The organism is Variovorax sp. P1_G12 (assembly GCF_056405555.1).
In genome coordinates this window covers 46518-65307 of the sequence record NZ_JBFUBW010000019.1, presented here as the reverse complement: position 1 = coordinate 65307, position 18790 = coordinate 46518, and the positions used below count along the sequence as shown (strand labels likewise).

Genomic DNA, 18790 nt, shown 5'->3' with positions numbered 1-18790 from the left:
GCCGCTGCCCCCGAGGGGGCAGCTCAATGCGCCGCGCCGTGCCACCCGGCGCTGTAGTCCTTGTCGGTCCACAGCGTCCAGAGTGCCAGCACCACGATCACCAGGCCGCTGAACACCGCGGCGAGCATCGGATTGCGCAACGCATCGAAGCTCAGCACCCAGGGCGAGATCACCAGCCAGGCACCCAGCGCGCACTCGGTCCACTCTTCCCATGCGCGCGGCACCAGCATCGCGCCGAGGGCGGCCGCCACCAGCGCCACGCCGACGACGCAGGCGTTGACCATGGCTGTCCTCGTGTCCTGGAAGCCCAAAGCCCATGGCGAAAGAACGACCCAGACGCCCAGCAGGGCATTGACCACATCCTGCCAATGTTTCAGTTGCTTCATGACACACCTCCTGCCGCGGGAAAACGCGCACCAGCGCGCCAGGCGGCATGTTGTTGGATCACGTAACAAGCGTCATGTTCCGCGCCGGTGAATCCCGCGCGCCACTTCGTCCGTCAGGCAAGGAATTCGAGCAGCGCCGGAATCACCTGGTCCGGCGCCTCTTCCATGAGCCAGTGGCCCGCGCCCTTCACCACCACGCCCTGGACGTTGCCGGCGACCAGCCGGCCCTGCTCGATCAGGAAGCTGCCGCCGGCCTTCTCGCCCGACAGCACCAGCATCGGCATGGGCAGCGGCGTCGCCGCCAGCCGAGCGAAGTCGTCGGCGTCGCGCTCGAAGTTCTTGAAGTACTCGAAGCCCGCGCGCATGCCGCCCGGCTGCGCATAGGCCGCGGCGTAGAACTGCCGGTCGGCCTCGGACAGGGAGCGCGCGCGATCGGCCGCGAAGTCGTTCCAGAAATGCTCGAAGTAGATGCGCTCGCGGCCCTTGACCAGCGCCAGCGGCGTTTCGCCGTGGAAATGGAAGTGCCACAGGTCGCGCAGCAGCCAGACGTCTTTCCAGCTCCCGATGCCAGGCAGGAAGGCATCCATCAGCACCACCCGCTCGGTCTGGTCGGGGAACTGCGCCGCGTAGGCGTAGGCCACCATCAGGCCGATGTCGTGGCCCACGACGCTCGCTCGCTCGATGCCCAGCGACTTCACGACTTCGTGGATGTCCACCGCCATGTTCTTCTTGTCGTAGCCGCCCTCGGGCTTCGACGACCGGCCCGCGCCGCGCAGGTCCGCCACGATCACGGTGTGGTCGCGGACGAGCAGCGGCATCAGCGGATTCCACATGTGGCTGGTCTCGGCATAGCCATGCAGCAGCACGACGGCCGGTCCCTTGCCGCCGATGCGGTAATGAATGCGCGTGCCGTTGACCTCGGCATCACGGGCCTCGAAGCCCGGGATGGCCACCTCGGGCACGGCGGCCGGTGGTCCTGGATCGGAGGACGGGTCGCGGAGACTGTCTGCGGTCATGGCGTGCATTCGAAGTCGGCGGATCGCGAGTATCGTTCGCCGCCGCGTCGATGACCAGCGCCCCTATGCCTTTCGTACGGCCGCGCCCGCGGCGACCCGGCCGCCGCTCCGCCGTTTGGTGGAAGGCATCGCCCCCGCATGCGGGTAGAACCGACGCCAGCCGCGGCGCGGCCGGCCGGCCTCACTCCTTGACCGACCCGGTCAGCCCCGAGACGTAGTACTCGACGAAGAACGAGTAGATGAAGGCCACCGGCAGCGACCCCAGCAGCGCGCCGGCCATCAGCGGCCCCCACTGGTAGACGTCCCCCTGCACCAGCTCGGTCACGACGCCGACCGGCAGCGTCTTGATCTCCGACGAGGAGACGAAGGTCAGCGCGTAGATGAACTCGTTCCACGACAGCGTGAAGGCGAAGATGCCGGCAGAGATCAGGCCCGGCACCGCCAGCGGCAGCACGATCTTGACCAGGATCTGCCAGCGGCTGGCGCCGTCGATCAGCGCGCACTCCTCGAGCTCGGCCGGGATCGAGCGGAAGTAGCCCATCAAGAGCCAGGTGCAGAACGGGATCAGGAAGGTCGGGTAGGTCAGCACCAGGGCCCAGCGGGTGTCGAAGAGCCCGAGATTGAAGACCACGTTGGCCAGCGGAATGAAGAGGATCGACGGCGGCACCAGGTAGGCCAGGAAGATCGCCAGTCCGGTCTGGCGCGAGCCCTTGAAGCGCAGCCGCTCGATCGCATAGGCGGCCAGCACCGACACCACCAGCGAACCGAAGGTGGACACCACCGACACCAGCACCGTGTTCCACAGCCACTGCGGATAGGCGGTCTCGAACAGCAGCTTGTGGAAGTGTCCGAGCGTCGGCGCGATGACCCAGAACGGATTGCCCTCGCGCGACAGCAGCTCGACTTCGGGCTTCACCGCCGTGATCGCCATCCAGTAGAACGGAAACAGCAGCACGATCAGGAACACCACCAGCGGCAGGTACACCGTGACCGCCTTGCGCGGCACGGTGTCGAGGTAGCTCATGCCGACGACATCGATCTGACCGGCCCTGCTCATGGCGTCTCCTTGTGTCTTTGCGGGAAATACCGCGGAACCGGCTTTGCCGGGCCGCTGGTATGGCCCCCGGAAGGGGGTGGGCGGCTACACGAAGTGAGCCAACCTGGGGGCGAGTTCATTTCTGCCACGCCCGTCTTTGCAGTCCGAAGTAGCTGAACATGATGCAGCCCAGCAGGAAGGGCACCATCGCGATCGCGATCGCCGCGCCCTCGCCGAGCGCACCGCCCGAGATCGCGCGCTGGAACGACAGCGTCGCCATCAGGTGCGTCGCATTGAGCGGCCCGCCGCGCGTGATCACGTAGATCAGCTGGAAGTCGGTGAAGGTGAACAGCACCGAGAAGGTCATCACGACCGCGATGATCGGGGTCAGCAGCGGCAGCGTGACGTGGCGGAACTGCTGCCACGGGGTCGCGCCGTCGATCGCCGAAGCCTCGTAGTACGAAGGCGAGATGGTCTGCAGGCCGGCCAGCAGCGTGATCGCGACGAAGGGCACGCCGCGCCACACGTTGGCCGCGATCACCGCGAACCGGGCATTCCACGGGTCGCCGAGGAAGTCGATGTAGTGGTCGATCAGCCCCAGCTTCATGAGCCCCCAGCTGATGATCGAGAACTGCGAGTCGTAGATCCACCAGAAGGCGATCGCCGACAGCGCCGTCGGCACGATGTAGGGCAGCAGGATCACCGCGCGGAAGAAGGTCTTCAGGCGGATGTTCTTGTTCAGCAGCACCGCCAGCCACAGGCCGAGCAGGAACTTGAACACGCTCGCCACCACCGTGTAGAAGAGCGTATTGAACAGGGCCAGCCGCGTGACCGCATCGCCCCAGAGGAAGATGTAGTTCTCGAGCCCGATCCATACGCCCGGCCGCCCGACCTTGGCATCGGTGAAGCCGAGCCAGGTGCCCAGGCCCAGCGGATAGGTCAGGAACAGCAGCAGCAGCACCGCCGCCGGCAACATGAACATGAAGCCGAGGGCGTTGCGGCTGTTCTGCAGCCTGGCGAGAAGGGTCATAGCGAGCGTCGCCCTGCTGGTTTCTGAATGGCTCCCTTCCAGGAACACCGCGGAACCGGCTTTGCCGGGCCGCTGGTGTTGCCCCCGGCGAGGGGGTGGGCGGCTACACGCAGTAAGCCAACCTGGGGGTGAGCCGGATTCATACCTTGTAATAGCGCTCAGCGCGTTTCTGCGCGCGCTCGGCGGCTTCCTTGGGCGTCTTCGATCCGCTCGCCGCCTCGGCCACCATGTTGGGAATGATGAAGTCAGCCGCCGCCCCGGCCGACGCATAGCCCAGCTTGCCGTCGTAGCCGGCCGGACGCAGGTTCTTGACCGAATCGCGGTACGGCGTGTTCTTGGGATCGGAGGTCCAGATCGAATTCGCCTCGTAGGCCCGCAGCGGCTGCGCGACGTAGCCGCCGGCACCCTGCAGCCAGTCGTCGAACTGCGGCCGCTCCATCATGAAGCGCAGGAACTCCTTGGAGGCCTGCGGGTACTTGGTGTACTTCATGATCATCTGGTTGAAGAACAGATGCGACTCGGTCGACACGCCGACCGGACCGATCGGGAACACCGCATGGTTGATGTCGGCGGCCATTTCCTTGACCTTCGGATCGGGCGAGTTCTTGGCCGCGTAGTAGATCGAGATGCCGTTGTTGGTGACGCTGATCTGGCCGTCGAGGAAGGCCTTGTTGTTGTTCGGGTCGAGCCACGACAGCGTGCCCGGGATGAAGTTGGCATACAGCTCCTTGGCGTACTCCAGCGCCTTGATCGTCTCGGGGCTGTCGAGGACCACCTTGTTGTTCTTGTCGACCAGCTTGCCGCCGAAGGTCCAGACCAGCCAGTTGGTCCAGGTGCTGTCGCCGGTGGCGTTGCCAAGGGCCATGCCGCCCGGGGTGCCCTTCTCCTTCAGCGCCTTGTAGAGCTTGAGGAAGTCGTCGGTGGTCTTCGGGAAGGCGGCGAAGCCGGCGGCCTTGAGCATGCTCTCGCGATAGACCATCAGCGAGCCGGCCGCGCCCAGCGGCAGGCCGATCCAGCGCTTGCCGTCGGGCCGCATGAAGGTCTCGCCGGCCGGGTACCAGCCGCCGTATTTCTTGCCGAGGTATTCCGCCAGATCGGTGACGTCGAGCAGTTTTTCCGGGTACAGGTTGGCGTCGTCGTTGGTCGACAGGATGATGTCCGGGCCGGCGCCGGTGTTGGCCGCCACCGCCGCCTTGGGCCGCACGTCCTCCCAGCCCTCGTTGTCGACCCGCACCTCGATGCCGGTGGCCTCGCTGAACCGCTTGACGTTGGCCATGTAGGCGTCGATGTCGCCCTGCACGAAGCGGCTCCAGCGCAGCACCCGCAGCTTGGCGCCCTTCTCGGGCTTGAAGGTGATCGACTGCGCGTTCGCCAGCGGCGAGAAGATCGCGGTGCCGACGCCGAGCGAGGCGGCGGCTGCGATGCCGGCCGAGCTTTTCAGAATCTTGCGGCGATTGAAATCACTCATTCATGTCTCCTGTGGTTGAACGGCCGAAATTTCTAGTCAGTTGAGGACAGAGCAAAAACTGCTTCGCAGTTTCTTGGTCTGTCCCGCAAGTTCTCATGAGACCAGCCGTTGGCCGGTGCCGGCGTCGAAGAGATGCGCGCGTTGAAGATCGGGTTGCAGGTGGATGGTGGTGCCGGGCGCAAAGTCGTGACGCTCGCGGAACACTGCGGAGAGCTCGGCCCCTTCGTGGCGGCAGGCGACGAAGGTGTCCATGCCGGTCGGCTCCATCACCGCCACCCGGGCGGGAATGCCGCCCTGGTCGGCCAGCGTCAGGTGCTCGGGCCGGGTGCCGTAGACGACCCGCTGGCCATCGGCGCCGCCGGCCGCCAGCGGCGCATCGAGCTGCGTGCCGTCGGCCAGCTCGACCCGGGCCGTGCCGCCGCTGCGGTGCAGGGTGCCGGGCAGGAAGTTCATCGCCGGCGAGCCGATGAAGCCGGCCACGAACTGGTTGGCCGGATGGTCGTAGAGCTCGAGCGGGCTGCCGGTCTGCTCGATCCGGCCGTCGCGCATGACGACGATCTTGTCGCCCATAGTCATGGCCTCGATCTGGTCGTGCGTGACGTAGATCGAGGTGGTCTTCAGGCGCTGATGCAGTTCCTTGATCTCGCCGCGCATCGCCACCCGCAGCTTGGCATCGAGGTTCGACAGCGGCTCATCGAACAGGAACACCTGCGGATCGCGCACGATGGCACGCCCCATCGCGACCCGCTGCCGCTGGCCGCCCGAGAGCTGGCGCGGATAGCGGTCGAGCAACGGCGCCAGCGCCAGGATCTCGGCCGCGCGCTGGACCTTGGCCTCGATGGCCGGCTTGCCCATCTTCGCCAGCGCCAGTGCGAAAGCCATGTTCTCGCGCACCGTCATGTGCGGGTAGAGCGCGTAGTTCTGGAACACCATCGCGATGTCGCGCTCCTTCGGCGGCAGGTCGTTGACCCGCTTGTCACCGATGCGGATCTCGCCGCCGTTGATCTCCTCGAGCCCGGCGATCATGCGCAGCAGCGTCGACTTGCCGCAGCCCGAAGGCCCCACCAGCACCGTGAACGAGCCGTCCTGGATGTCGATGTCCACCCCATGCAGGATGGCGACTTCACCGAAGTTCTTCTTGACTGACTGGATCGTGACACTGGCCATGCACTGAAGTCCTGAAAGGTCGCAAATCGACGCCGGGCCATGGAGGGCTCTCCAGGCCGCAAGCGCGGAGTATTGGCATCGCGACCCGGCTGCGCATCAGGGCAAACCGTTAGGCATTAACCCGCGCAATATTTGTATGATGACCTGATAACTGCCTTTTTCTCCTCCTCCGTCGTGCGGAACGCCTCCTCCCCCCAACCCCAGCCGCTGGTCGTCGACCGGCTGTCGGACCGGTTGGCGGCGCTGCTGGGCGCGCAGATCGAGGGCGGCACGCTGCAAGTGGGCGACCGGCTGCCGACCGAGCAGCAGCTGGCCTCGGCGCACGGCGTCTCGCGCACCGTGGTGCGGGAGGCGGTTCACCAGCTCAAGTCCAGGGCCCTGGTGCAGTCGCGCCAGGGCTCGGGCGTGTTCGTCGCGCCGCGGCCGGTCAACATGGCGCTGGCCTTCGACCCGGCCGTGCTGACCTCGGTGCAGTCGGTGGTCCACGTGGTCGAGGTGCGGCGCGTGCTCGAAGGCGAGATCGCCGCGCTGGCCGCCGAACGCGCCACGCGCAGCCAGATCGCGGCGCTGCGCCGCGCCCTCAAGGCCATCGACGCCGCAGTGGCCGAGGGCCGCGACGGCGTCGCCGAGGACCTGGCCTTCCATCGCGTCATCGGCGAGTCGACCGGCAACCCGCAGTTCCGCCTGCTGCTCGGCTTCCTCGAGCAGTACCTGCGCGAAGGCATGCGCATCACGCGCGGCAACGAAGCCCGGAGGGCCGACTTCATGACCGCGGTACAGGGCGAGCACCGCGCCATCTTCGATGCCATCGCAGCCCACGACCCGGTGGCGGCGCGGCTGCATGCCAATGAACACCTGATCCGCGGAGAGCAGCGGCTGGTCGAGGGCGGCGTCATCGACGGCCGGCGCCGCCAGGCCGCCGTCCGGGCGGCGCGCGCCGGGGCCTCCGCACCCACCCGAAAAGCAAAGCACTGAAGGAGAACGCAATGAAACTGATGATCACCGGCGGCGGGGGCTTCGTCGGCGCGCGCCTCGCACGCACCCTGCTCGCTCGCGGCACGCTGGCCGGCCAGCGCATCGAGCGCATGGTGCTGACCGACATCGCGCCGCCACCGGCCGACCTGCTGGCCGATGCGCGGGTCGAGGCCCGCACCGGGCCGCTGCTGGCCCAGACCGAAGCGCTGCGCGAAGAAGCCTTCGACGGCATCTTCCATCTGGCCTCGGCCGTGTCGGGCGAATGCGAGCTCGACTTCGACCTCGGCCTGCGATCGAACCTCGACAGCACGCGGGCGTTGCTCGATGCACTGCGGGCCCATGTGAACGGCGGCGGCAAGGTCGCGCGGCTGGTGTTCTCGAGTTCGGTCGCGGTCTTCGGACCCGACCCCGCCGTGCCGCTGGCCGCGCTTGTGGCCGACGACACGCTGCCGGCGCCGCAGACGTCCTACGGCACGCAGAAGCTGATCTGCGAGCACCTGGTCGCCGACTACACGCGCAAGGGCTACGTCGACGGCCGCGCGGCCCGGCTCATGACCGTCACCGTGCGTCCCGGCCGGCCCAACGGCGCCGCGTCGTCCTTCTTCAGCGGAATCATCCGCGAACCGCTGGCCGGCGTCGAATCGATCTGCCCGGTCTCACCCGAGGTGTCGCACCCGGTGTCGTCGCCGTCGCGCACCGTCGACGGCCTGATCGCGGTCTACGAGGCCACGCGCGAGGCCTTCTGCGGCCGCACCGCGCTCAACCTGCCGGGCCTCAACGTCCGCGTGGCCGACATGCTCGACGCGCTCGAAGAGGTGGCCGGCCCGAAGGTGCGCGCCCTGGTGCGCTTCGAACGCGACGAGCGCATCGCCGGCATCGTCGCCAACTGGCCCAGCGGTGCCTCGGCGGCACGGGCCGCACGGCTCGGCCTGCTGCCGCACGAGAATTTCGCCGATATCGTCCGGCAATACATCGACGATTGCGCAGCACTGCCCAACGCAGACCAGACCTTGAAGGGAATGACCTGATGAAACCAGCCGCCAAGAAGAAATCCCGGACCGCAGCCAAGCCGGCTCTCACGCTGCGCTCGCAGGCCTGGTTCGACAACCCGGCCAACGCCGACATGACCGCGCTCTACCTCGAGCGCACCATGAACTTCGGCCTCGGCTTCGACGAGCTGCAGTCGGGCCGGCCGATCATCGGCATCGCGCAGACCGGCTCGGACATCGCGCCGTGCAACCGCCATCACCTGGTGCTCGCCGAGCGGGTGCGCGAGGGCATCCGCGACGCCGGCGGCATCGCCTTCGAGTTCCCGATCCACCCGATCCAGGAGACCTGCAAGCGCCCCACCGCGGCGCTCGACCGCAACCTGCAATACCTCTCGCTGGTCGAGGTGCTGTACGGCTACCCGATCGACGGCGTGGTGCTGACCACGGGCTGCGACAAGACCACCCCGGCCCAGCTGATGGCGGCCGCCACGGTCGACATCCCGGCCATCGCGCTCAACTCGGGGCCGATGCTCAACGGCTGGCACAAGGGCGAACGCACGGGCTCGGGAACGATCGTCTGGCGCGCGCGCGAGATGATGGCCGCAGGCGAGATCGGCTACCAGGAATTCCTGAAGCTGGTCGCCTCCTCGGCGCCGTCGACCGGCCACTGCAACACGATGGGCACGGCCTCCACGATGAACTCGCTGGCCGAGGCGCTGGGCATGACGCTGCCGGGCAGCGCCGCGATTCCGGCGCCCTACCGCGACCGCCAGGAAATGGCCTACCTCACGGGCAAGCGCATCGTCGAGATGGTGCGCGAGAACCTGAAGCCCTCCGACATCCTCACGCGCGAAGCCTTCGAGAACGCGATCGTGGTCAACTCCGCGCTCGGCGGTTCGACCAACTCACCGGTGCACCTGATCGCGATCGCGCGCCACATCGGCGTCGAACTCACACCCGACGACTGGGAAAAGCACGGCTACAAGATTCCGCTGATCGTCAACCTGCAGCCGGCCGGCGAGTACCTTGGCGAGGACTACTACCGCGCCGGCGGCGTGCCCGCGGTGGTCGCCGAGCTGATCGCCAAGGGCAAGATCAAGCCGGCCCTCACGGCCAACGGCAAGACGCTGATCGAGAACTGCGAAGGCCAGTTCACGAGCGACCGCAAGGTGATCTGGCCCTACGCCAAGCCGATGAAGAAGAACGCCGGCTTCCTGAACCTCAAGGGCAACCTGTTCGACTCCGCGATCATGAAGACCAGCGTGATCACGCCCGAATTCCACACCCGCTACCTCGAGGACCCGAAGGACCCGATGGCCTTCGAGGGCACCGCCGTGGTCTTCGACGGCCCCGAGGACTACCACCACCGGATCGACGATCCGAAGACGAAGATCGGCCCGCACAGCGTGCTGTTCATGCGCGGCGTCGGCCCGGTCGGCTATCCCGGCGCGGCCGAAGTGGTCAACATGCGCGCGCCTTCGTACCTGCTCAAGAGGGGCATCACCGCCCTGCCCTGCGTCGGCGACGGCCGCCAGTCCGGCACCTCGGGCTCGCCCTCGATCCTCAACGCCTCGCCCGAGGCCGCGACCGGCGGCGGGCTGGCGCTGGTGAAGACCGGCGACCGCGTGCGCATCGACCTCAAGAAGCGCACCGCGAACATGCTGGTGTCCGACGAGGAGCTCGACAAGCGACGCGCCGCGCTGGCCGCCGCCGGCGGCTACAAGTTCCCGGCGAGCCAGACGCCGTGGCAGGAGATTCAGCGCGGCATCGTCGACGAGCTCTCGGAAGGCATGGTGCTCAAGCCGGCCGTGAAATACCAGAAGATCCACGCGACCTTCGGCATCCCCAGAGATAACCATTGACCACCCCCAGGTTGGCTCACTTCGTGTAGCCGCCCACCCCCTTCGAGGGGGCAATACCAGCGGCCCGGCAAAGCCGGTTCCGCGGTATTCCTGGAATGGAAACGCGGGCCGCGTCGACTACTTCGAGGAGGGGCCGGGGGGGAAGCCGGCGAACATCTTGTCGAGCGCGGTCTGCAGCAAGGCGTTCATCTTCGCGGGATCATCGTGCAGCGTGCCGCTCGCGGTGCCGCGCCAGGCCGAGCGCTTGGTCTGCGCGTTGACCATGTCGACCACCAGCGTGCCGACCTCGAAGGTCTCGGCCGGCATCGGGCTGTTCGGCGTCGGCGGACCGAATCCGCCCCAACCGACATAGCCGACCCGCGCGTAATAGCTGTTGAGGCTTTCCTTCTCCGACGACGAGACATGGGCCGACACATGGATGTCGCCGTCGGGCGCCGGCTTCCAGCCCTGCGCCTGCAGCCGGGAATCGATGCCGTCGACGATGCGCTGCTGCATCAGCGGCGTGCCGCCGTCGGGCCGCGCCACCCAGCTGTAGGTGCGCACGCGCGAAAAGTTGGCGCCCGGGTCGACATCGATCTTGACCGTGGGGCCGCCGACGCTCGCGCAGGCCGAGAGCAGCAGCGCGACAGCCAGTGCAGCGAAACGTCCGATCATGTTGACTCCAATGCGTGTGTGAGGGGATGCGAAACCGATTCGAGTTTAACGGGCCCCCATGCTCGTCACGGCTCAGGCCCGACTGAACAGCAGCACCGAATTCGTGCCGCCGAAAGCAAAGGAGTTGCTGATGGCGGCTTGCAGTTCCGGCGCGGCCGAGTGGCCAGGCGCCACCAGGTTCAGGCTGCAGGCGGGATCGATCGCCTCGCAATGCATGCTCGGCGGCAGCTCTCGCCGATGGAGGGCCAGCACTGTCACCACGGCTTCCAGCGCGCCCGCGGCGCCGAGCAGATGGCCGTGCAGCGCCTTGGTCGCGCTGACGCGCAGGCGATCGAGGTCCCTACCCCAGACCTCGGCCAGCGCGTCGCGCTCGACCGCGTCGCCGATGCGTGTGGCCGTGCCGTGGGCATTGCAGTAGCCGATGTCGCGGGGCTGCATTCCGGCCTGCCGCAGCGCCTGGCGCAGTGCGCGCGCCTGGCCGGCGGCATCGGGCTTGGTCAGATGCGTGGCGTCGCAGCTGAGGCCCCAGCCGGCCAGCTCGGCATAGGCCCGCGCGCCGCGCCGGCGGGCGCGCTCGGCCGATTCGAGCACCAGGAATGCGGCGCCCTCGCCAAGCGCGAAGCCGCTGCGGTCGCTCGCGAAGGGCCGGATCGCGGTCGCCTCTTCGCCGGGCCTGACACTGGCGAGCGTGTGCATCGCCTGCCAGGCGAGCACCACGCCCGGCACGACGAGCGCCTCGCTGCCGCCGGCGATCGCCAGGTCGACGTCGCCGCGCTGCACCGCCTTGGCGGCCTCGGCGATGGCCACCGACGAGGAGGCGCAAGCCACCGAATAGGTCAACACCGGCCCCTGGACGCGCTGGCGCATCGCCACGTGCGAGGCCGGTGCGCTCGGCATGAAAGCCGGGATGGTCAGCGGCGGCACGCGTGCGCCGCCGCGGTAGGCGGCTTCGAGCGCCGCGGCGCCGCCCATGCCGCAGCCGGCGAAGACACCGATGCGTTCGGGATCCAGGTCACCGAGCGCCTCGGCGTCGCGCATCGCCAGGTCGGCGGCGGCCACCGCGAGCTGGCTCACGCGGTCCACGCCGGCGAGCTGCAGCTTGGTGAACCAGCGGGATTCATCGAAAGCCACCCGGGCCGCGACCGCGGGCTTGGGCAGTTCGGGAAAGACCGGCTCCAGCGCCGAGTCGCCCCGCAGCAGCGCCGCGAACAAGCGGCCGTGGTCATCGCCGTGGGGTGCCACGACGCCCAGGCCTGTGACGGCAACCGGGCTCACGTGGTCTGGGTTGCCCTGGCCTTGTCGACCACGGCCGCGAGGGCGGCCAGCGTGTCGATGTTCGGGTCGTCGTCGGGCATCGTGATCGAGAAGCGGTCTTCGATCGCGAACACGAACTCGGCCAGGGCCAGCGAATCGAAGCCTTTCTCGCGCATCGAAGCATGCGGGTCGAGTGCCGACGCTTCAATGCCGTACTTCTCGTGAATCAGATCCTGCAATTCCTTCAGCGAACTCATCGTACGGTGTCCGTCGTCATTTCCGGCCGTCGGCGCTGCCTGCGAACGGCAATGTTGTTGTGGATGTCGGCCCGCGAGAATCAGATCTTCCTGTCACGGCCGCCGAACCGGCCCGCGGGCAGTGACGGCTCATGATATCCGCTCCAGCCGGGCGAAAATCGCGCCGGCACGAGGCCGCCAGCGCAGCGAAGGCAGCGCGAACACGACGCCGAGCAGCGCGCCGGCCACCACGTCGAGCACCACGTGCTGCTTGATCGCCAGCGTCGACCAGACGATGGCCGCGAACCACAGTGCATTGATCACGCGCAGCGCCATCGGCGCGCCTGCCTGGCGCAGGATGTGCTCGATCCAGAGGGCCGTGAAGATCGCGATCGCCACGTGCATCGACGGACAGGCGTTGCCCGCGGCGTCGACGCCCTGCAGGATCGCGAAGCCGGGGAAGTCCGTCGGCGGCAGCGTCATCGGCGGGATCTGCGTCGGCCAGAAATAGAAGAACCCGAGCCCGGTCAGGCACAGCCCGCCGACCCATAGCCCGTACACCACCAGTTCCTTGAACGTGAGCTGGAGTCCGGGTGCGACCCCCACGTACAGCCAGAGCGAGAAATAGGCGACGAGCGCCTGCGGCTGGAACGGGATCAGACGGTCGATCGCGGTCAACGGCATCGCCGCGACCGGACTCGCCGGTTGGCGCAGCAGATGGAAGTAGCCGATGAAAAAGAGCCAGGTGAACGCAGTGGTGCCGATCACCTTGAGGACGAAATGCCTGCGGATCCGAAGCCAGATCTCGACCTGCCAGCTCTCGAAGGGGCGGGGCGCCGGGCGCAGGTCGTTGGGTGGATTCATGAGGCTCGGCGTTGTCGCCGATTCTCTCACCAGCTTCGACGGGGAGCCTGTGGGCCAACCGCTACAGGATCAGCAGGGCCCTGAAGTCGTTGACGTTGGTGTGGGTCGGCCCGGTGACCAGCAGATCGCCGATGGCGTCGAAGTAGCCGTAGGCGTCGTTGCGGTCGAGGTGGCTTGCGAGCTTGGCGCCGGCCGCCTCGGCACGGCGCAGCGTGTCGGGCGTGACGAGGGCGCCGGCATTGTCCTCGACGCCGTCGATGCCGTCGGTGTCGGCGGCCAGCGCCCAGACGCCTTCGCAGCCGGCCAGCGCACCCGCGAGCCCCATGCAGAACTCGCCCGCGCGGCCGCCGCGGCCCTTGGCCTGGCCGGGCTGCCGCGGCCGGATCGTGACCGTGGTTTCGCCGCCCGACAGGATCACGCAGGGCTTCGCGAACGGCGCCCCGCGCAGCGCCACCGCACGCGCCAGGGCGCCATGCACCTTGCCCACTTCGCGCGATTCGCCTTCCATCTCGTCGCTGAGGACGTGCGCCGCGATGCCGCCGGCACGCGCCGCGGCCGCCGCCGCGTCGAGCGATTGCTGGGGTGCCGCGATCACGTGCGTCACGTGGCCCTCGAACACCGCATCGCCGGGCTTGGGCGTCTCGAGCGCACCGCTCTCGAGCCGGGCCCGCACCGGTGCCGGCACGTCGATCCGGTAGCGGTCGAGGATCGCCAGCGCGTCGGCGCAGCTGCTCGCGTCGGGCACGGTGGGTCCGCTCGCGATCACGGCCGGATCGTCGCCCGGCACATCGCTGATGGTGAGCGTCACGACCTTCGCCGGCGCGCAGGCGGCGGCGAGCCGCCCGCCCTTGATGCGCGACAGGTGCTTGCGCACGCAGTTCATCTCGCCGATGTGGGCGCCCGATTCGAGCAGTTGGGTGTTGATGCGCTGCTTGTCGGCCAGCGTGAGCCCTTCGGCCGGCAGGGTGAGCAGCGACGAGCCGCCGCCCGAGATCAGGCACAGCACCAGGTCATCGGCCGTGAGGCCTTCGGTCAGCGCGAGGATCCGTTGCGCGGCATCCAGCCCCGCCTGGTCGGGCACCGGATGCGCGGCCTCGACCAGTTCGATCCGGGAGGCCAGCCCTGCGGGGCGCGGCGGCACATGACCGTAGCGCGTGACCACCAGACCCGACAGCGGCGCTCCCGCCGGCCACAGCGCCTCCAGCGCCTGCGCCATCGAGCCGCCGGCCTTGCCGGCGCCGAGCACCAACGTGCGCCCCTTCGGCGGCGGGGGCAGGTAGGCCCCCATGCTCGCCAGCGGCAGCGCGCGCTCGACCGCGACGCGGTAAAGATGCGCGAGGAATTCGCGGGGCGCCGAGTGCGCGTCAGGTATTTGCTGCAGCTTCGATGTGTTCATACGTCACCTTATGTCCCCGAAATTCTCTCGATCTCCGCCCGCTCGCCGCCAGGCGAGCCGGGCCCTTCGCGAAACACCGCGGAACCGGCTTTGCCGGGCCGCTGGTGTTGCCCCCGGTAGGGGGTGGGCGCCCCGACACGAAGTGCGGGGCAACCTGGGGGCGAGCCTATTCAGTTTTTGCCCCGCCTTCGAACCACTTGCCGATCAGAGCCCGTTCGGCATCCGTGATGCCGGTCGAGTTGTTCATCGGCATGATCTTGGTCACCACCGCCTGCTGGTACACCGCCTGCGCGTGCGCGGCGACCTGGTCCGGCGTGTCGAGGCGCACATTCTTCATCTGCACCTGCGCGCCATGGCACATGTAGCAGCGCTGCTCAAGCACTTTCTGCACTTCGCCGTAAGACACCTTCTTGACTGCCGCCCCGGGCGCCGGTTCCGCTGCCGGCTCAGGCTTCATCCAGACGATGGTGAGGCCCAGCACCGCGATGCCGAACAACGCGTACGGAATCGGATTGCGCGCATTGCCGAGCTTGAAGCGATGGCGCACCACGAAGAACTGCCGGATGGCCGCGCCGCCGAGCATGATCAACAGCAGCACGATCCAGTTGTACTTGTGGGTGTAGGTGAAGCTGTAGTGGTTGCTCAGCATCGCGAACAGCACCGGCAGCGTGAAGTAGGTGTTGTGCACGCTGCGCTGCTTGCCGCGCTGGCCATGCACCGGGTCGACCGGCTTCCCTTCGCGCAGCGCCTGCACGTTCTTGCGCTGGCCCGGGATGATCCAGAAGAACACGTTGCCGCTCATGGTCGTCGCCATCATCGCGCCGACCAGCAGGAAGGCCGCGCGGCCGGCGAACCACTGGCAGGCCAGCCAGGTCGCGAAGGCGATGAAGACGGCAATCAATACGCCGACGATGGTGTCGCCGTTCTTGCGCCGGCCGAACAACTGGCAGATGCCGTCGTACACCATCCAGAAGACCACGAAGAAGGCCAGCGCCACGCCGATCGCGGCGCCCGGCTGCCAGTCCATCCTGGACTTGTCGATCAGGTAGGTGCTCGCGTTCCACAGATAGGACATCGTGAACAGCGCGAAGCCCGTGAGCCAGGTCGAGTAGCTCTCCCAGTACGACCAGTGCAGGTGGTCCGGCAGCCGCTTGGGCGCCAGCGCGTACTTCTGCATGTTGTAGAAGCCGCCGCCATGCACCGCCCACTGCTCGCCGCCGACGCCCTTGTCCAAGGACTCCTGGTCTTGCGGCTTCTCCAGGCTGTTGTCCAGCATCACGAAGTAGAAGGAGGCGCCGATCCAGGCGACGGCGGTGATGACGTGGACCCAGCGCAGTAGCAGGTTGGCCCAGTCGAGGTAATAGCTTTCCATTTGCTCTCAACCTTGTCGGCGCGTGGGAGCGCCGCGGTGTTCCGGCCTGCTCACCACTGCGGGCGCTGTAAGCAGAGAAAGTGCCGCGAACGCAGACCCTGGTCGAGGTCTCGCTCCGCTGCGGCTTGTGGACTGGAGTGTATACACTTTTGCTTGCGGACTCGAAGGTTTTGCGGCACGGGGCATGCAGGAAAACCCTGAGCGCTTCATGCGGAAGGAAGCGACTGCAACAACTGTGCCGCCACGGCCACGGCGATCACCTCGGGCTCCTTGCCGCCGATGCCGGGAACGCCGATCGGGCAGGTCACGCAGGCCATCTCCTCGGCGGTGAAGCCGCGCGCCTCCAGCCGATGGCGGAAGGTCGCCCACTTCGTCTTGCTGCCGATCAGGCCGATGTAGGGCAGGTCGTCGCGCTCGCGCAGCCGCTTGAGGCAGGCGATCACGATGTCGAGGTCTTCGGCATGGCTGAAGCTCATGATCAGCACGCGCGAGCCCGGCGCGAGTTGCCCCACCGCGTGCTGCACGGGCTCGGAATGCTCGGTTTCGATCTGCGCCGGCAGTTCGGGGGGGAACACGCCGTCGCGGCTGTCGATCCAGCGCACCGCGAACGGCAGGGTCGCCAGCAGCCGTGCCAGCGCCGCGCCCACATGGCCGCCGCCGAACAGCGCCACGGGTTCCAGGTGTGCAAGCAGTTCGGCCTGGAGCGCCTGCGCATCCGCCGCCTCAATGCGGCGGTACGACAGGAACACCACCCCACCGCAGCACTGGCCCAGGCTCGGCCCCAGCGGATAGCGCCGCACGCCCTCGATGGCCGGGCCGCCGGCCAGCCAGGCCCGCGCCGCGTCGATGGCCTGGAACTCGAGCTGGCCGCCACCGATGGTGGCGGTGAGCCCATCGGCCCAGACCGCCATCCAGGTGCCGGCCTCGCGCGGCGCGGAGCCTTCGGTCGAAACGACCTGCACCAGCACTGCGCCTTCGCGCTGCAGGCGCGCGAGCAGTTCGTCGACTGCGCCGCTCATTGCGAAACCTCCATTGGATCGGCCCGACGATACCTCCGGTTGCGCGGCACCCGGCCGGGCACGGTATAAACCGGCCGATGCATTTTCAGTCCTTGCCGCGCCGCCTCGCCCTCGCGGCCACCCTCCTCGCCAGCCTTTGGCTCGCCGGCTGCAGCACCACGCCGAGCGGTGCCGTCCCGGGCCAACTCAGCAGCGCCAAGCCCGAGCCGGGCGACAACAGCCGCGGCAAGCCGCGCGCGTCCAGCGCCGCCACGGCGCGCGACTACCGCAAGGACGCCGCCCGCCACGTCTACGAGATCAACAAGGCACGCATCTACGGCGGCAAGCTGCCGCCGCTGCTCTACGCGGTCGGCACGCTGCAGGTCAACCTCGATGCCGACGGCAAGGTGCTGTCGATGCACTGGATGCGGGCACCGACGCACGCGCCCGAGGTGATCGCCGAGATCGAGCGCACCGTGCTCGTGGCCGCGCCCTACCCGGCCGCCTCGCGGCTCGGCAAGGTGACCTGGACCGACACCTGGCTGTGGGACGAAGGCGGTCATTTCCAGCTCGATACGCTCAGCGAAGGGCAGATGTAGCTCGCGGATGTAGCTCGCCCCCAGGTTGCCCGGCACTTCGTGTCCGGGCGCCCACCCCCTGCCGGGGGCAACACCAGCGGCCCGGCGAAGCCGGTTCCGCGGTGTTTCACCAACGGGCCTGGCTGCGCCGGCCAAAGCAAAAGCCGGCGCTGCGACCGTTTCTCGGCTGCGCGCAGCGCGCCCGTTCGTGCGCAGTCGCGGAACCGGCTTCGCCGGGCCGCGGACTGCGCCCCCGGTAGGGGGTGGGCGAACTACACGAAGTGAGTTCAACCTGGGGGCGAGCCACGTTTTCGGCTTCGCCGGGCCGCTGACTGCGCCCCCGGTAGGGGGTGGGCGCCCGGACACGAAGTGCCGGGCAACCTGGGGGCGAGCATCATGACCCACGGTAGGTGGAGTAGCTCCACGGACTCACCAGCAGGGGCACGTGATAGTGCTGGTCGGTATGCGCGACGCCGAAATCCAGCGCCACCCGGTTCAGGAAGTTCGGCTCGGGCAGCGTCACGCCGCGGGCCTTGAAATAGCCCGCGACATCGAACACCAACCGGTAGGTGCCGGTCTTCAGCGTGCTGTTGTCATAGAGCGGCCCGTCGCTGCGGCCGTCCGCGTTCAGCGTGAAGCGCCTGACCAGCGTGGCGCGAGCGTCCTCCGCGGTGCCGTCGGTGGTGAAGAGCGCGACCTCCATGCCGCCGGCCGGGCAGCCGTGCATCGTGTCCAGTACGTGAGTGCTCAGGCCCATGAATCTTCTCCTTCGGTGCATTCGGGAAATTACGGTCGACAAAAGTGTATACAGTTATCGGCTTTGGGTCTATCATGAAAAACATGGACTCGACCACCACCCGCGCGATCGTCGACGCACTCACCAAGGCCATTGTGGAGCACAGGCTCCAGCCGGGCAGCAAGCTGGCCGAGCAGAAGCTCGCGGACCACTTCGGCGTCTCGCGCACGCTGGTGCGGCAGGCGCTGTTCCAGCTGTCGCAGAACAAGCTGATCCGGCTCGAGCCCGCGCGCGGCGCCTTCGTGGCGGCACCCGCGGTCGACGAGGCCAAGCAGGTGTTCGCGGTGCGCCGCATGCTCGAGGCCGAGATGACGCGCGCCTTCGTTCGCAACGTCACGCCGGCCAAGATCAAGGCACTCAGGGAGCACGTCGCACTCGAGAAGGCCGCCGTCTCGGGCGAGGACATCTCGGGCCGCACCGAGTTGCTTGGCGACTTCCACGTGCGCATGGCCGAGTTGATGGGCAACACGGTGCTGGCGCAGATCCTCGGCGAGCTGATCTCGCGCTGCGCCCTGATCACGCTGATGTACCAGAGCGCGACCGCGGCAGAGCACTCGAACGACGAGCACGCCGACATCGTGAAGGCCCTCGCCGCCAAGGACGAGGAACGCGCCGTGCGACTCATGACCGAGCATCTCGAGCACGTCGAGGCCAACCTCACTTTCGACCGCAAGGTCCCGACACACGACATCACACTGGCACTGGCCTGACGA

General features: G+C 67.9%; 19 protein-coding genes. 5 read left to right on the top strand and 14 right to left on the bottom strand.

The features are described from left to right. Window positions 1-23: 23 nt before the first annotated feature. The 6 genes from AC1D2O_RS21650 to AC1D2O_RS21625 form a co-directional block, all read right to left on the bottom strand. Entirely contained in the window at window positions 24-386 is a 363-nt protein-coding gene (locus AC1D2O_RS21650; protein WP_478088984.1) for an SPW repeat protein, read from the bottom strand. 113 nt (window positions 387-499) lie between these two features. Beyond that, window positions 500-1402 (bottom strand): alpha/beta fold hydrolase, encoded by a 903-nt coding sequence (locus tag AC1D2O_RS21645; protein ID WP_478088985.1) that lies wholly within the window; start codon window positions 1400-1402, stop codon window positions 500-502. A gap of 181 nt (window positions 1403-1583) precedes the next feature. Beyond that, window positions 1584-2459, bottom strand: a complete 876-nt coding sequence (locus tag AC1D2O_RS21640; RefSeq protein ID WP_478157883.1) for a carbohydrate ABC transporter permease — start codon at window positions 2457-2459, stop codon at window positions 1584-1586. 115 nt (window positions 2460-2574) lie between these two features. Beyond that, window positions 2575-3468 carry a carbohydrate ABC transporter permease gene (locus tag AC1D2O_RS21635; RefSeq protein ID WP_478093702.1) on the bottom strand — a complete coding sequence of 298 codons (894 nt, stop codon included), beginning with the start codon at window positions 3466-3468 and terminating at the stop codon, window positions 2575-2577. Between the two features lie 139 nt (window positions 3469-3607). After that, window positions 3608-4936, bottom strand: a complete 1329-nt coding sequence (locus tag AC1D2O_RS21630; RefSeq protein WP_478093704.1) for an ABC transporter substrate-binding protein — start codon at window positions 4934-4936, stop codon at window positions 3608-3610. A 93-nt stretch (window positions 4937-5029) separates the two neighbouring features. Further along, complete coding sequence (locus AC1D2O_RS21625; RefSeq protein ID WP_478093706.1) at window positions 5030-6103, bottom strand: ABC transporter ATP-binding protein; 1074 nt, start codon at window positions 6101-6103, stop codon at window positions 5030-5032. Between the two features lie 174 nt (window positions 6104-6277). Here AC1D2O_RS21625 and AC1D2O_RS21620 point away from each other — a divergent pair, with 174 nt between their 5' ends. From AC1D2O_RS21620 to AC1D2O_RS21610, 3 genes are read left to right on the top strand one after another with little or no spacing between them, the layout of a single operon-like run. Further along, the gene (locus AC1D2O_RS21620) at window positions 6278-7078 is read left to right on the top strand and encodes a FadR/GntR family transcriptional regulator (RefSeq protein WP_478157882.1); all 801 of its coding nucleotides are present in this window, start codon (window positions 6278-6280) and stop codon (window positions 7076-7078) included. Between the two features lie 11 nt (window positions 7079-7089). After that, the gene (gene denD / locus AC1D2O_RS21615; RefSeq protein ID WP_478157881.1) at window positions 7090-8106 is read left to right on the top strand and encodes a D-erythronate dehydrogenase; all 1017 of its coding nucleotides are present in this window, start codon (window positions 7090-7092) and stop codon (window positions 8104-8106) included. Next, the gene (locus AC1D2O_RS21610; RefSeq protein ID WP_478157880.1) at window positions 8106-9929 is read left to right on the top strand and encodes an IlvD/Edd family dehydratase; all 1824 of its coding nucleotides are present in this window, start codon (window positions 8106-8108) and stop codon (window positions 9927-9929) included. The genes denD and AC1D2O_RS21610 overlap by 1 nt, the downstream gene beginning before the upstream one ends. Window positions 9930-10046: 117 nt before the next feature. Here the strand turns inward: AC1D2O_RS21610 and AC1D2O_RS21605 are convergent, their stop codons facing one another. From AC1D2O_RS21605 to xdhC, 7 genes are all read right to left on the bottom strand, one after another. Then, complete coding sequence (locus AC1D2O_RS21605; RefSeq protein ID WP_478093521.1) at window positions 10047-10583, bottom strand: DUF4136 domain-containing protein; 537 nt, start codon at window positions 10581-10583, stop codon at window positions 10047-10049. Window positions 10584-10655: 72 nt separating this feature from the next. After that, complete coding sequence (locus AC1D2O_RS21600; RefSeq protein ID WP_478093520.1) at window positions 10656-11858, bottom strand: beta-ketoacyl-[acyl-carrier-protein] synthase family protein; 1203 nt, start codon at window positions 11856-11858, stop codon at window positions 10656-10658. Next, window positions 11855-12094, bottom strand: coding sequence for an acyl carrier protein (locus AC1D2O_RS21595; protein WP_478093518.1), 240 nt, complete (start codon window positions 12092-12094; stop codon window positions 11855-11857). The genes AC1D2O_RS21600 and AC1D2O_RS21595 overlap by 4 nt, the downstream gene beginning before the upstream one ends. 129 nt (window positions 12095-12223) lie before the next feature. Then, on the bottom strand, window positions 12224-12937 hold the full coding sequence (locus AC1D2O_RS21590) for a phosphatase PAP2 family protein (protein WP_478093517.1): 714 nt from the start codon (window positions 12935-12937) through the stop codon (window positions 12224-12226). 61 nt (window positions 12938-12998) lie between these two features. Continuing rightward, window positions 12999-14333 (bottom strand): glycerate kinase type-2 family protein, encoded by a 1335-nt coding sequence (locus tag AC1D2O_RS21585; protein WP_478157879.1) that lies wholly within the window; start codon window positions 14331-14333, stop codon window positions 12999-13001. Window positions 14334-14499: 166 nt separating this feature from the next. Then, entirely contained in the window at window positions 14500-15705 is a 1206-nt protein-coding gene (locus tag AC1D2O_RS21580) for a urate hydroxylase PuuD (protein WP_478093854.1), read from the bottom strand. A gap of 206 nt (window positions 15706-15911) precedes the next feature. Beyond that, window positions 15912-16724 (bottom strand): xanthine dehydrogenase accessory protein XdhC, encoded by an 813-nt coding sequence (gene xdhC / locus AC1D2O_RS21575; protein WP_478093856.1) that lies wholly within the window; start codon window positions 16722-16724, stop codon window positions 15912-15914. A gap of 77 nt (window positions 16725-16801) precedes the next feature. On the opposite strand from xdhC, the gene AC1D2O_RS21570 reads away from it, so the two are divergent. Beyond that, the gene (locus tag AC1D2O_RS21570; protein ID WP_478093858.1) at window positions 16802-17302 is read left to right on the top strand and encodes a hypothetical protein; all 501 of its coding nucleotides are present in this window, start codon (window positions 16802-16804) and stop codon (window positions 17300-17302) included. Between the two features lie 373 nt (window positions 17303-17675). Here AC1D2O_RS21570 and uraH read toward each other — a convergent pair whose 3' ends face one another. Further along, the gene (gene uraH, locus AC1D2O_RS21565) at window positions 17676-18038 is read right to left on the bottom strand and encodes a hydroxyisourate hydrolase (protein WP_478094940.1); all 363 of its coding nucleotides are present in this window, start codon (window positions 18036-18038) and stop codon (window positions 17676-17678) included. A 74-nt stretch (window positions 18039-18112) separates the two neighbouring features. On the opposite strand from uraH, the gene AC1D2O_RS21560 reads away from it, so the two are divergent. Beyond that, on the top strand, window positions 18113-18787 hold the full coding sequence (locus AC1D2O_RS21560) for a GntR family transcriptional regulator (RefSeq protein WP_478157878.1): 675 nt from the start codon (window positions 18113-18115) through the stop codon (window positions 18785-18787). Window positions 18788-18790: the final 3 nt, after the last annotated feature.

What these genes read in the sequence shown, in the direction of transcription:
- AC1D2O_RS21650 (WP_478088984.1), bottom strand. Translation starts at nt 386, where the DNA reads ATGAAGCAACTGAAACATTGGCAGGATGTGGTCAATGCCCTGCTGGGC.
- AC1D2O_RS21645 (WP_478088985.1), bottom strand. Translation starts at nt 1,402, where the DNA reads ATGACCGCAGACAGTCTCCGCGACCCGTCCTCCGATCCAGGACCACCG.
- AC1D2O_RS21640 (WP_478157883.1), bottom strand. Translation starts at nt 2,459, where the DNA reads ATGAGCAGGGCCGGTCAGATCGATGTCGTCGGCATGAGCTACCTCGAC.
- AC1D2O_RS21635 (WP_478093702.1), bottom strand. Translation starts at nt 3,468, where the DNA reads ATGACCCTTCTCGCCAGGCTGCAGAACAGCCGCAACGCCCTCGGCTTC.
- AC1D2O_RS21630 (WP_478093704.1), bottom strand. Translation starts at nt 4,936, where the DNA reads ATGAGTGATTTCAATCGCCGCAAGATTCTGAAAAGCTCGGCCGGCATC.
- AC1D2O_RS21625 (WP_478093706.1), bottom strand. Translation starts at nt 6,103, where the DNA reads ATGGCCAGTGTCACGATCCAGTCAGTCAAGAAGAACTTCGGTGAAGTC.
- denD (WP_478157881.1), top strand. Translation starts at nt 7,090, where the DNA reads ATGAAACTGATGATCACCGGCGGCGGGGGCTTCGTCGGCGCGCGCCTC.
- AC1D2O_RS21610 (WP_478157880.1), top strand. Translation starts at nt 8,106, where the DNA reads ATGAAACCAGCCGCCAAGAAGAAATCCCGGACCGCAGCCAAGCCGGCT.
- AC1D2O_RS21605 (WP_478093521.1), bottom strand. Translation starts at nt 10,583, where the DNA reads ATGATCGGACGTTTCGCTGCACTGGCTGTCGCGCTGCTGCTCTCGGCC.
- AC1D2O_RS21595 (WP_478093518.1), bottom strand. Translation starts at nt 12,094, where the DNA reads ATGAGTTCGCTGAAGGAATTGCAGGATCTGATTCACGAGAAGTACGGC.
- AC1D2O_RS21590 (WP_478093517.1), bottom strand. Translation starts at nt 12,937, where the DNA reads ATGAATCCACCCAACGACCTGCGCCCGGCGCCCCGCCCCTTCGAGAGC.
- AC1D2O_RS21585 (WP_478157879.1), bottom strand. Translation starts at nt 14,333, where the DNA reads ATGAACACATCGAAGCTGCAGCAAATACCTGACGCGCACTCGGCGCCC.
- AC1D2O_RS21580 (WP_478093854.1), bottom strand. Translation starts at nt 15,705, where the DNA reads ATGGAAAGCTATTACCTCGACTGGGCCAACCTGCTACTGCGCTGGGTC.
- xdhC (WP_478093856.1), bottom strand. Translation starts at nt 16,724, where the DNA reads ATGAGCGGCGCAGTCGACGAACTGCTCGCGCGCCTGCAGCGCGAAGGC.
- AC1D2O_RS21570 (WP_478093858.1), top strand. Translation starts at nt 16,802, where the DNA reads ATGCATTTTCAGTCCTTGCCGCGCCGCCTCGCCCTCGCGGCCACCCTC.
- uraH (WP_478094940.1), bottom strand. Translation starts at nt 18,038, where the DNA reads ATGGGCCTGAGCACTCACGTACTGGACACGATGCACGGCTGCCCGGCC.
- AC1D2O_RS21560 (WP_478157878.1), top strand. Translation starts at nt 18,113, where the DNA reads ATGAAAAACATGGACTCGACCACCACCCGCGCGATCGTCGACGCACTC.